General features: G+C 46.7%; 8 protein-coding genes and 1 pseudogene. 5 read left to right on the top strand and 4 right to left on the bottom strand.

Going from position 1 to position 12,347, the window contains the following annotated elements; translation table 11 throughout:
* Positions 1-6 precede the first annotated feature (6 nt).
* The 4 genes and pseudogenes from CTN_RS07515 to CTN_RS07500 form a co-directional block, all read right to left on the bottom strand.
* Positions 7-1,179, bottom strand: a complete 1,173-nt coding sequence (locus tag CTN_RS07515) for a glycoside hydrolase family 140 protein (protein WP_231556076.1) — start codon at positions 1,177-1,179, stop codon at positions 7-9.
* Positions 1,180-1,246: 67 nt separating this feature from the next.
* A pseudogene (locus tag CTN_RS07510) lies at positions 1,247-2,872 on the bottom strand (ABC transporter substrate-binding protein).
* Positions 2,873-3,479: 607 nt separating this feature from the next.
* Complete coding sequence (aglA, locus tag CTN_RS07505) at positions 3,480-4,880, bottom strand: alpha-glucosidase AglA (RefSeq protein ID WP_041437772.1); 1,401 nt, start codon at positions 4,878-4,880, stop codon at positions 3,480-3,482.
* A 14-nt stretch (positions 4,881-4,894) separates the two neighbouring features.
* Positions 4,895-5,653: a DeoR/GlpR family DNA-binding transcription regulator gene (locus CTN_RS07500; RefSeq protein WP_015919965.1), complete on the bottom strand. Its 759-nt coding sequence runs from the start codon at positions 5,651-5,653 to the stop codon at positions 4,895-4,897.
* A 109-nt stretch (positions 5,654-5,762) separates the two neighbouring features.
* On the opposite strand from CTN_RS07500, the gene CTN_RS07495 reads away from it, so the two are divergent.
* From CTN_RS07495 to CTN_RS07475, 5 genes are read left to right on the top strand one after another with little or no spacing between them, the layout of a single operon-like run.
* Positions 5,763-6,107: a sensory rhodopsin transducer gene (locus CTN_RS07495; RefSeq protein WP_015919964.1), complete on the top strand. Its 345-nt coding sequence runs from the start codon at positions 5,763-5,765 to the stop codon at positions 6,105-6,107.
* A gap of 5 nt (positions 6,108-6,112) precedes the next feature.
* Positions 6,113-7,255, top strand: a complete 1,143-nt coding sequence (rhaI, locus tag CTN_RS07490) for an L-rhamnose isomerase (protein ID WP_038067965.1) — start codon at positions 6,113-6,115, stop codon at positions 7,253-7,255.
* A complete protein-coding gene (gene rhaD, locus CTN_RS07485) occupies positions 7,252-7,962 on the top strand; it encodes a rhamnulose-1-phosphate aldolase (RefSeq protein WP_015919962.1) in 711 nt (236 codons plus the stop codon). Before rhaI ends, rhaD begins: the two co-directional genes overlap by 4 nt.
* Positions 7,953-9,383: a rhamnulokinase gene (locus tag CTN_RS07480; protein WP_015919961.1), complete on the top strand. Its 1,431-nt coding sequence runs from the start codon at positions 7,953-7,955 to the stop codon at positions 9,381-9,383. The genes rhaD and CTN_RS07480 overlap by 10 nt, the downstream gene beginning before the upstream one ends.
* The gene (locus CTN_RS07475; RefSeq protein ID WP_015919960.1) at positions 9,380-12,331 is read left to right on the top strand and encodes an alpha-L-rhamnosidase; all 2,952 of its coding nucleotides are present in this window, start codon (positions 9,380-9,382) and stop codon (positions 12,329-12,331) included. Before CTN_RS07480 ends, CTN_RS07475 begins: the two co-directional genes overlap by 4 nt.
* Positions 12,332-12,347 lie beyond the last annotated feature (16 nt).

Raw genomic sequence — 12,347 nt, 5'->3', positions numbered from 1 at the left:
ACCCCCTTAGTACTCGATTATGATCAGAGAATCAGAATTATGGTTCAGAATGTCCACCTTTGTATGATTATCTTTCAAATCAACTCTGGGAACAAACACGTCTCGAGTTTCCATATTTATTCCCCAAATATCTTTTGAATTAATATCAAGAACCATCCTGGTAGCAAATGGAGCGTAGATGATGCAGTTTTTTTCATTCCTTGCAACCCTAATCTCAGAATTTTCCGGACTCAGGAGAACCTCTTGAGAGGGTTTTAAACCGAAGAAATCGAGTTTTTCTATCAACCATCTTGCAAAACAGACGTCATTTGCTCCTTCCATTCTGAGTGCATCCTTCCATGTGAAAGATGAAAGATGTCTTTCGGTTTCTTCTCCAGCTACTTCACACCAGTTCCAGATTCCGTGAGCCCCATAACCGATTCCAAAAAAAGAACCAGAAAGGAAGCTCTGCCAGAAAGCCTTTCTTACATCGAATGGATTGAACCTGTATCCATCTTTCTTGTACCCAATTCCTTCATAACAGATCTCGGCGTTGATAACGGGTTTTCCTCTTTTGTAAAACTCTTGAGCGAGTTTCCAGGTGAGTTCCTGGTGATGCCTGTCGTGACCAGACTGATATGCGTAAAAATCTATGTACTGATCTATTTCCCTGGGTACATCCGTCCATCCCCTAGCAAGATGTATAGAGACTGGACGGTTTGTGTTTTCTTTTATTGTCTTAGTGATGAGCGAATAGTATTCTATTGCTTCGCCGGACCTGAAATCGACATCTCCGCCTGAAAGGAAGATGGGATTGTACTTGTTGAATCTTCTCACCACTTCCTTGGCAAAATCCTCAAGTATTCGTATTGGTAAAACGTTCGAGGTGTCAGAAACTGTGGCCCATGTTCCGGGAACACAACCACACCAGACAACGACTATAACAGGTGTCATTCCGAGCTCAAAAACCACTCTGACTTTTTCTTCGAGCTGATCGAGAAAGTTGTCTTTCAATATCATTCCGTAATCTTCCCAGGGGGTGAAATTCATCTGAATGGCGTTGAATCCCTGATTCTTTCTTGTTTGAAGATACTCGACCCAATCATCGAAACAAGACTTATAGACCCCTCTCCAGGCGGTATCAGCCAGATAAAGTGTCTTTTTACCGTTGAGAACAAAACAATCCTTGGAAATTTCCATATTGGTCCCTCCCATTTAAAAGGGGGGTGGGAAACCCCACCCCCTCCGATTTTCACTGATGATTCCATCATTTGTCCATGTAGTACTGCTCTGCGTGCTGGCCATCTCCTTCGTTTTCCCAGACGTATTCAGGAGAATCAGGCACGTTTTTGAAGTATTCTTTTACAACCACAGGCCAGATCGGTTCTCCAACGGTTCCTATGAAGAAGATGTTCTTCTTGTGGATGTTTATGATTTCTCTGAAGAGCCTGTCTCTTTCTTTCTCATCGACTGTCATTTTGACCTTATCCCAGAGTTCGTATATTCTTCTGATGTCGGATCCTTCGGGTGGTTCTTCACCTGCTTTTCCACCAGAGATATACCATCTCGCGTAAAGTGGTGCCCATGGTCCATCCCAGACGGTTCCAAGTAATCTTCCAGGATCACTTAAAACGGCAGCACATCTGTCAAAAGACCACACACCTATTTCAGGTTCCCCTGCTTCGCACCTTGTCATGTAGAGTGATCGTTCTTCTGGTTTTAAGATCACTTTGATCCCCAATTTTTCCCAATATTGCTTTACCATCTCCAAAACATCGACGACTGTATCTGTTACAGAATACTCCACTATTAACTCAAATCTTTTACCATCCGGCCTCAACCTATAACCTTCTTCATCGCGTTTTGTGAGGCCCATTTCATCCAATAACTTATTTGCTCTTTCTGGATCGTACTCTGCAAATGCCTTTTCCCATTCCGGATCATAAAAAGCAACACCACTTATCAGTGAAGCTTGGCGTGGTTCTCCTAGATTATGGAAAACCAGGGATGCTACTTCTTCGCGATTTATTGCCAGCGAAAGGGCATATCTGAATTTCGGGGTTTGGAATATTTCCCTGAGGACCGGGTCCTGGACATTTTGATTCACATAGAAGGTCACAATACTACCAACACCCCAGATCTATCTCAGTACTCTGTAACCTCCTTTCTCTCTGTTCTCGAGCAGTATAGTAAAGTGCTCTGTTCCAAAATGTCTGGTCTGCATATCTACCTCTCCTGCCATGGCCTTCATCAAAGCCATTTGCTTGTCCTGTATTCTATAAAATACAATTTCATCTATGTACGGAAGTTGATTCCCTTCAGGATCTATCTTGAAGTAATACGGATTTCTCTCAATGATGAGCTGTGTATCTGAATACTTTTTCAGCTTCCATGGGTAGAGAACGGGTAACTCTGGATTTGTGATCCATGCATTTGTATTTGAACCCCTCGCGCCAAACAATTGCCACCAGTACTCGTATCCTTCATCTTTTGCCATTTTCGTTAGTTTTTCAAGAGAAACGTATTTCGGATGGTAATTCTTTAAGTAGTGAGATGGAACAACAAAAACATACCCAGCCTGTCCCTGATATGCCAGCTGGTAAAGAAACAGAGGATAAGGTGCTTCAAAGATGACTTTAAACGTGTATTTGTCGATAATCTCTATTTTCAGAGGTTTTCCTCCAGCTGTTAGCCATGTAGGAATTGTGGGAGTCAATTCTTTGTTCATTAATATATCTTCATACCAGAATCTCACGTCTTCTGTGGTAACCGGTACACCGTCGGACCATTTTAACCCTTCCCTTATCTTGAAAGTAAATGTTCTACCATCATTACTGATCTCCCACTTTTCAAAAACATTTGGGAGAATGACTCCTCCCGTTTTATCGAACATCACTAGTTTTTCAACAGCTATTTTGTCAACATTGGGTTGATCTGGTAAACCAAACCACACCCGTCTCCACGTTCCACCGTACTGTCCTATTTCCTCATAAGGTGTCACCACAACAGGATTTTTCGGCAATCTCTCTTCAACAGGAGGTAACAATCCTTTCTCAACCATCTCTTTCAGCATGGGAGCCTCGTTGAATTTCGTGATCTTCTTTCCCGTCAGACGTTCGTAATCAGCAAGGTTGTAATACTCTCCGGGAACGATCTCGTTGAGCCCAATGGCAAGAATTTGAACCACAAAGATCACCGTGATGAAACCCCACAGGACCTTTCTCAACATCGTACCACCACCTCCCAGTTTTGAATTTGAAATTGATATCGCCAAAGATCACAAAAAGCAAACTAAAATTATCCAAAAACTATCAATATAGTATCAATAAGTACGCAATTAAGTCAAACGATTTTGATACCAAATAATTCTGATATCTATCAACTGGAATCGATTTTTCACAATTACATCTGATTATTTCACGTTTTCTTCTTTTTACAACCTCTTACAACAAAAAAGCGCCCCGCTGAAAGGGGCGCTGGGGTTTTTCGAGAGGAAAAACTCATCCTGAATAATGCTTTTTCATTTCCTCGTTAAAAGGCAGGTTGAGGATATCTTCGATGACAGCGACGACCTGTTCGTAGGATTTTGTTCTGGGATCTCTGATGAGAATCTCCTCAAGAACCCTCCTGTCACCACTGATGAACGCCTCAAGTGCCCATTCCATCCTCAAAATCCTCGGAAGAAGATAGAACTTCTTGACCCTCTCCGTAAGATCAGGCTCTATCTTCTCCGGATGTATCCCTTCCTTGTCCACTATCACCGGCACCTCCACAACCACATCGTCCGGTATCCCCTTTATCGTCCCTCTGTTCTCCACGTTCAAAACCAGCCTTGCCTTCTTTCCGTTCACAAGGGCGTTGATGAAAGGTATGTGCTGCTCTACACTTTCACTTCCTGTTGTGAACACCTCAGGCCATACCTTCGTGAGCTCTATCGTCGGATCTTTCTCCACTTCTTTCGCAAGTTCCATCAGCCTCTTTCTCTGCTTCCTCAAACTCTCGTAGAACTTCGGCCTTTCCACTTCGTTGTCTATTCCTCCATACTTTCCGAACCACTTCTTCTTCGTCTCAAGATCGTAGTGGTACTTCCACGTCCCACTCCTCACCGTGTCCCCTATCGGATACATACCGTAAAACCTGTACATGTCTATCGCAGCAGGTGAAAAGTCCACGTCCCATGGTCCCTTCGGCTCCCAGTTCGACGCGTTCTTCTCTATCCACTCATCCAGCCTGGGATATAAGTCCTCTCCCTTCCACCTGAACCTGTTCAGCCATATCGCATGGTTTACCCCTGCTACCTGCCAGTCGAGTTCTTCTGGTTCTACCCCAAGCACCTTCGCAAGGTGAAACACGTGTGCGTATCCATGGCAGAACCCCACTATCTTCGCCTTCGTCAGCCTCTTCACAAGTTGAGTGATCTCAAAGACGGGATTTGCCGTCTGCAGTATCCACGCATCCGGTGAGATCTTCTCCACAGCTTTTGCTATATCGAGGCTCATCTTCAGATGGTTGTAGTTGCTCAGGGTGTAGTAGTCCGATACCATGTTCAGCTCCTGGCTGTCTATCCCCCTGTAGTAACCGTGTCTTTCCCCTACTTCCCTCATGATCTCGTAGTGCACGTACCCGTCTTCATGTCCAGGTGCCCTGTAGAGTGCTGTGTTGATGACAAACTCTGCCCCTTCAAGTGCCTTCTCAAGGCTTGTCGTCTCTTCCACCTCATATTCTGCCTTCAACTCCTTCAGGTACTTCTTCACGAGTGTGAAGGTTGCCTTCAGCCTTTCTTCGTCGATGTCCATCAAAACCAGTCTTGACCCGTATAGCTCTTTTGTCTTTGCCAGATCACCTACCAACTTTATCGTGTACCTCACGCTCCCTGCACCCACAAATACGATGTTGGGCATGTGGATTCCTCCTTTCAATGGACAATTTTCACACCTTTTTCCCTGAATATTTCATACTGATTCTCAGGGGGCTTTCTTTCTGTGATCAGATAGTCAATCCTTTCTGTGGGTATCAGATGTGCCAGTGATCTTTTTCCTATCTTGCTGAAGTCGGCAAGAACGAAGATCTCTTCCGCTTTCTCAACGAAGATCCTCTTTATTCCCATCTCCATCGTGTTTATTTCGTAGGTTCCCTCTTCTGCGGTCACGCCTCTGCATGAAACAAACGCTTTTTTCACAGAGAACTTCTTCCCACACTCTATCGTCAGGGAGCCTTCAACCGCCAGGTTCTCCGGGTTCACTTTTCCCGTGAGCAGAACAACACTTATACCGGGGTTTTTCGAAAGTTCCATGGCAGTGAGTAGATTGTTCGTGATGACGTGAACAGACTTTTGAGACGAAGCCAGATGCCTTGCAAAGATATGTGCAGTGGTGCTTGCGTCCAGAAAGATGATGTCGTTGTCCTCCACAAAGTCCAGCGCAAGCTGGGCGATCCTCTCTTTTGCCTCCCTGTTTATCGAGAGCCTTCTCATGAAATCTGTTTCCTTCTCGAAGTAGTTCACCTTTCTTATACCGCCGTGTACTTTTCTCACCAGATTCCTCTTCACCAGTTCTGCCACATCTCTTCTCACGGTGATCATCGAAACACCGAGTTTCTCCTGAAGATCCTTCATGCTGACAAAACCGTTTTTGTCAACGATATCAAGAATCTCCTTCAATCTTTCCTCCTTCATATCACCACCCTCCTTTCCTTTCGAGAGATTTTATCACAAATAACGTTGACTTTTGTGATTAATTTATGATAAATTTATGTTTGAATTCATATCCACGAGGTGATGAAGAATGAACGGTGCAAAAAGATGGTTCTTCCCTGATGGTTACATTCCGTGCGGCAAGAGGGGCTATCTCGCCTCCCACGAGTCACTGTGCATCATGAACGTAAACAAGGAGACCGCGAAGATAAAGATCTGGTTCTTCTTTGAAGACAGAGATCCTCTCAGCCACGAGGTGGAAGTCCCTCCAGGAAGAAGTCTTCATCTCAGGTTGGACAAACTCGGAATTCCCCGATGCAAACCTTACAGTATCATGGCAGAGAGCACCACACCTGTTGTTATGCAACTTTCACGACTTGATGTTGGAAAGGAACATCACACCCTGATGACAACAATCGGTTACTGGGAGGAGTGATGAACATGGAAGAGATCTTTAGAGAACTGGACGAGTTGAAATTCGAACTTCCTTCCTGGGCGTTCAGCGATGCCGGAACGAGGTTTGCCGTCTTTCACGAAGAAGGAGCGGCCTGCAACGTCTTCGAGCGAATAGAGGATGCTGCGCTCGTTCATGAACTCACAGGGTGTTGTCCTTCCGTTGCCCTCCACATTCCATGGGACAGGGTGGAAAACTGGGAAGAACTGAAAGAGTTTGCAAAGGAAAAAGGTTTGAGGATAGGGGCCATCAACCCGAATCTCTTCCAGGATCCAGATTACAAGTATGGAAGTCTCACCAATCCCAGTGAGAAGATCAGAAAGAAAGCGATCGCGCACGTGATGGAATGTGTGGACATAGCGGTGAAAACGGACTCGAAAGTGATCAGCCTGTGGCTTGCAGACGGAACGGATTATCCGGGTCAGGACGATTTCCGTTCCAGAAAGAAAAGGCTCGAAGAGTCCCTGAAGTACATTTACGACAACATGCCGGAGGATATGTACCTCTTCATAGAGTACAAGTTCTTCGAGCCTGCCTTCTACCACACGGACATACCGGACTGGGGAACGAGTTATCTTCTCGCTGAAAAGCTGGGAGAGCGAGCCCTCGTGCTGGTCGATCTGGGACATCACGCTCAGGGAACGAACATAGAGTACATCGTGGCCACTCTGCTTTCGGAGAGAAAACTCGGAGGATTTCACCTGAACAACAGAAAGTACGCAGATGACGATCTCACGATCGCTTCCATAAACCCATATGAGGTGTTTTTGATCTTCAAGGAGATCGTCTTTGCCTGGAGAGATCCTGAGCTTTCTGACTTTGCAAAGAAAGTGGTTCTCATGTTCGATCAGGCACATATCACAAAACCGAAGATCCTCGCAACGGTACAATCCGTCGTGATGGCCCAGGAACTCTTTGCGAAGGCACTTCTCATAGATGAAAATCGACTGAGAGAAGCTCAAAAAAAGTGCGATGTGGTGGAGGCCGAGGAGGCTCTGATGGATGCCTTCCGAACGGATGTGAGGCCACTTCTTAGGGAGTACAGAAGACGAAAGAACCTTCCAGAAGATCCGATAAAGGTGTTCAGGGAAGGAAATTACATGGAGAAAAGAAGGAGAGAGAGAAGATGAAGGAGATCGTGAAGGAAATTCAAAAGGTTGCTTACTGGCTCGCTGTAAAGGGTCTTTCTGAGGCGAACGCGGGAAACATCTCTGTCAGGATCGATGAAGTACCATCCAGTTATGAAGTGAAATCCATGGAGGCGTACGGTTTCGAGTACGACGGCCCTGAGATGTACCTTCTGATCACGGCTACAGGGTCGAGAATGAGGGAGATCTTCGAAGATGAAAGTAAGATCTGTCTTCTTCACATCCTTCCTGGAAGGTACTATGAAATCCTGCACGGTGAAGGAAAACCCACCAGTGAATTTCCAACACATCTCATGATCCACGCACGGTTCAAGGAGATGAACTCAGAGAAAAGAGCGATCGTTCACACACACCCGCTAAACCTCCTCACTCTGATGAACTTGAAGGACTTTCAGGACCTTCTTCCAAAGATGATGAAGATTCACCCTGAGGTTCTCATCTTCTTTCCCCAGGGGATTTCCGTTGTCGAGTTTGAAAAACCAGGGAGCGTGGAACTCGGTTTGAAAACCGTCGAAAAAGCTCGGGGAAAGGATGCCGTCCTGTGGGACAAACATGGAGTTGTAGCGTTTGGAAAGGACGTAGCAGAAGCCTACGACAGGGTTGAGATTCTGGAGAAAGCAGCAGAGATCCTTCTGAGGGTGCTCAGCCTTGGAAGGGATCCAACGGGTGTTCCGGAGGGATGGTTGTGAAGGTGCTCGCCGTGGATCTTGGTGCAACGAACGGGAAGATCTACGAGGTGGAACTGAGGGAAAAGTTGACGGTGAGGGAGCTGAAGAGGTTTCGAACGGAGGGGATTTTCCTTCCGGGAAGAGACAGAGATCACTTTTTGTGGAATCTTCCGAAATTCTATGAGGAAATAGAGAGTGTTCTTGAGACCTCCGACACGCAGTCGGTGGGAGTGGACACGTGGGGTGTGGACTTTGCGCTGTTTGACGAGAGGGGAAGGCTCATCTCCCTTCCGTACCATTACAGAGACATAAGAACAGAGGGAGTTATGGAAAAAGTCTTCGATATCATCCCAAAGAAGTACATATTCGAGCGAACGGGGATACAGTTCATGGAGATAAACACCCTCTATCAGCTCTACTCGATGGTTCTTTCGAAAGATCCTTTCCTGAAAGTGGCAAAGAAGATCCTGATGATACCAGACGTGTTCAACTTCTGGCTTTCCGGTGAGGTGGTGAGTGAGTACACGATCGCAAGCACTTCCCAGTGCTACAGTGTGCCGGAGAAAAGATGGGCGTTCGATCTTCTCGAAAAACTTTCCATTCCCACTGAAATCTTCCCGGAGGTGGTCTCACCGGGTACCGTCCTGGGAAAATGCAGGGTAAAAAGGGAAATGAACGTGATCGCCACCACCTGCCACGATACCGCATCCGCCGTTGTGGCCGTGCCGTTCGAAGAGGAAGGGATCTACATCAGTTCTGGAACATGGTTTCTTGTGGGAACGGAACTGGAGGAACCTCTTCTGACGGAAGAGGCGATGGAAAGAAACTTCACAAACGAAGGTGGATACGGAAAGATCAGGTTTCTCAAGAACGCAACCGGTATGTGGCTTCTTGAAGAGTGCAACAGGATGTGGAAAAAGAACTACTCAGAGATCGTGGAGATGGCAGAGAACGCACCTTCTTTCCAGGCGTTTCTCGACCCGGACAGAGAAGAGTTTCTTCACCCCGGGAACATGCTGGAGAGAATCAGATCTTATCTTGAAAAGACAGGACAGAGAACACTGGGGGGAATCGGAGAAATTTCCCGCCTCATCTTCGAGTCCCTTGCGTTCAACAGCAAATGGATCGTGGAACAGATCGAAGAACTCACCGGTAGAAGGTACGAAAAGATCCACATAGTGGGTGGAGCCGTGAAGAACGATCTTCTGATGAGTTTCATTGCCGATGCAACGGGAAAGATCGTGGTGGCAGGCCCTGTGGATGCAACGCCCATCGGAAACGCCCTCGTTCAGTTCATCGCCATGGGTGAGATAAAAGATCTCGACGAGGCAAGAGAAGTTGTGAGAAAGTCCTTTGAGTTGAAAATGTTCGAGCCGAAGAATCCGGAGTTGTGGAGCGAAAAGTACGAAGAATGGAGAAGGTACAAGGGGATGAGAGTGTGAACCTGAAGGATCTGGAAAACCCTGGAGTGTGGTACAGGCCCGCACCTTTCTGGAGCTGGAACGACAAACTGTGCGAAGAAGAACTCCTGAGGCAGATAGACGAGATGTGCGAAAAGGGATACGGCGGTTTCTTCATGCACTCGAGGGTGGGGCTTGTGACGGAATACCTCTCCGATGAATGGATGGCCCTTGTGAAAAGGTGTGCTGAGCATGCTAGAAAACTTGGAATGCTGGCCTGGCTTTACGACGAGGACAAGTGGCCTTCTGGATTTGCCGGTGGAATCGTTCCTCTCGAAAGTGATGAATACCGCCACAGGTTTCTTGTACTTTTGAAGAAAGAGCAGATCGAACCAGGCGACGAGATCTTGAAAAGGATAGAAAGAGGAAATGAAGAACTTTTCGTTGTGAAGCGCACGATGAAACTGGGAGATCCCTGGTTCAACGGGACCTGCTACGTGGATCTTCTCTCGAAGAAGGTCACTGAAGCCTTCATCAGATCGACCCACGAGAAGTACAGAAAGGTGTGTGGTGAGTTCTTTGGCTCTTCGATCCCTGGGATCTTCACTGACGAACCCACCTATCTGAGAGTTCATTACCCGGAAATTCCTACCCTTCCCTGGACGGATCGATTCCCGGAGGAGTTCTTGAAAAGAAAGGGATACGACATCAGGGAACACTTTGAAGAGCTATTTTTCAACACGAAGGACTACATGAAGGTGCGGTACGACTTCTTCGATGTTGCAACTGAACTCTTCATCGAAAATTTCACGATACCATATGCGAAGTGGTGCGAGGAAAACGGTATCTCCATGACGGGCCACTACATGGCCGAAGACACGCTCAGGGGCCAGGTCGAATGGATAGGGGCTGCGATGCCACACTACGAATACATGCAGATACCGGGAGTTGACAAACTCGCACGTCATCTTGAACAGGTGATCACGATAAAGCAGGTCTCATCGGTGGCGGAACAGTTGAGAAAGAAATGGGTGCTCTGTGAAACGTTCGGAACCACGGGTCAGCACGTGAGTTTCCTCCACAGAAAGTGGATTGCAGACTGGCAGGCTGTCCTTGGGATCACCTACATAAATCCACACCTCAGCCTCTACTCGATGAGGGGAGAAAGAAAAAGAGACTACCCACCGAACCTGTTCTATCAACAGCCCTGGTGGAAGAACGAAAAGCGCTTCTCTGACTACCTCGCCAGATTGAACTACCTGATGACACAGGGAAAGAGAGAAGTGAAGGTGCTGATGATCCATCCGATCACCTCTGCCTGGTGTGTTTATTCGAAGTTCGACGACGAGATCGACAAACTCAACGAATCCTTCGACAGGACCGTGAAAGAACTCGTCTCAAACAAAATAGATTTCCACTTTGGCGATGAGACGATCCTTTCGAAACACGGAAGGGTGAGCGGAGAAAAACTTGTGGTGGGAAACTGTGAGTACGATATCGTTCTGGTACCTCCCCTGCTGAACTTGAGACGCTCAACGGTGGATCTTTTGAACGAGTTTTCAAAAAACGGTGGTAAGATCCTTGTCCTGAAAGATGGAAACTTCTTCCCGGAAAGGGTGGAAGGAAGAAAAGAAAAGCCGGAGTTCCTCAAAAGAGCACGTGTTTTTGAAGATCTTCAGGGTCTTATCGATTCACTCAGGGATGTGGCTGCCGTCGAGGTCATAGACAAAAAGACCGGAAAGAACGCAAAATCTGTGATTGCACAGAAGAGGTTGCTTGAGAACGGCTCATACATCATCTTTCTTGCGAACACGGACATCAACCGGGAAGTGCACTGCCAGTTGAATCTGAAGGAGGAAAAAAGACACATTTACGCGATCGACATCTTTGACTTTGCTGTGGTGGAGTTCAGCGAAAGAGAGTTCACCATGCACCCGGCATCGAGCCTTTTGATCTGGGTAACGGACGAAGAGATTCCGTCACAGAGAAGAAGCGTGATTTCAACGGGGGTGACTTTGAAAAGAGAATTCGAACTTGAAATGGCGTTTTCTGAGTTCGAAACAGAGATGAACGGTTTCAACGTGCTGCCTGTGGACAGGGTAGACATGTTCGAAGCAGACGGGAAGGTCTTCAGGGATGAGTACGTTTCGAAGATCTGGTACGAGTTCTACAGACTGCCAGAAGGAACACCGTTCGGAGTGGTGTATTCGTTCGAGATCAGGGAAAAACCAGAAAAGCTCTTTCTCGTTGTTGAGTGTGCGGAGAATCTTGACAGAATCACGGTGAACGGCCACGAAGCGGTGTTCAAAAAGAAGGGTTGCACTTTCACCGAGGAGGAGTGTTTCCTGGATGTGAACTTCGGAAAGATGGACATTACAGAACTTGTTCAGGTGGGGAAAAACATTGTCGTTCTGGAAGGAAAAAAGAGTAACAACATCACAGGACCAGGCTGCCACGAGAGGGTGAAAAATCCCGAAAATCACAGACCCACGGAAGTGGAAACGATCTATCTTGTTGGGAAATTCTCCCTTGTGAACGTGGACGAAACAAAGTACGTGATCGATGCTCCAAAAACACCAGACCACAAGGATATCACACGGAGTGGATACCCGTTTTATGTGGGCTCTTTCACTCTGAGGAAGACCTTCGAGATGAAAAAAGACCCGAAAAGAAGGTACTTTCTCAAACTGAACAGCGTGAGGGCCGCGTCGGTGGAGGTGTTTTTGAACGAAAAATTCGTGGGAAGTCTCTTCTGGGAACCGTTCATGGTGGAGATCACAGACAACCTTCACGACGGAAAGAACGAACTGAAACTTGTTCTCACCAACACACTCTTCAACTTGATAGAGGCAAACCACAAGGCCGATGTGCTCGAAGAAACGTTCAGAAGACCGTGGAGTTTCATAGACTTTGAGCATCACACGGACAGATACATTCTTCTGCCCTTTGGTCTGGAAAATGCCGCTGTGCTCAGTTCTTTTTCACCCTGAACTTCGGTCTTCTTTT

The sequence above is a fragment of the Thermotoga neapolitana DSM 4359 genome (assembly GCF_000018945.1).
GTDB lineage: Bacteria > Thermotogota > Thermotogae > Thermotogales > Thermotogaceae > Thermotoga > Thermotoga neapolitana.
The sequence above is the reverse complement of the archived record's forward strand: the minus strand, read 5'-3'. Positions and strand labels throughout refer to the sequence as shown.

Bases quoted from the DNA above. Each gene is read 5' to 3' on its own strand.
- CTN_RS07515 (WP_231556076.1), bottom strand. From the start codon at position 1,179: ATGGAAATTTCCAAGGATTGTTTTGTTCTCAACGGTAAAAAGACACTT.
- aglA (WP_041437772.1), bottom strand. From the start codon at position 4,880: ATGCCCAACATCGTATTTGTGGGTGCAGGGAGCGTGAGGTACACGATA.
- CTN_RS07500 (WP_015919965.1), bottom strand. From the start codon at position 5,653: ATGAAGGAGGAAAGATTGAAGGAGATTCTTGATATCGTTGACAAAAAC.
- CTN_RS07495 (WP_015919964.1), top strand. From the start codon at position 5,763: ATGAACGGTGCAAAAAGATGGTTCTTCCCTGATGGTTACATTCCGTGC.
- rhaI (WP_038067965.1), top strand. From the start codon at position 6,113: ATGGAAGAGATCTTTAGAGAACTGGACGAGTTGAAATTCGAACTTCCT.
- rhaD (WP_015919962.1), top strand. From the start codon at position 7,252: ATGAAGGAGATCGTGAAGGAAATTCAAAAGGTTGCTTACTGGCTCGCT.
- CTN_RS07480 (WP_015919961.1), top strand. From the start codon at position 7,953: ATGGTTGTGAAGGTGCTCGCCGTGGATCTTGGTGCAACGAACGGGAAG.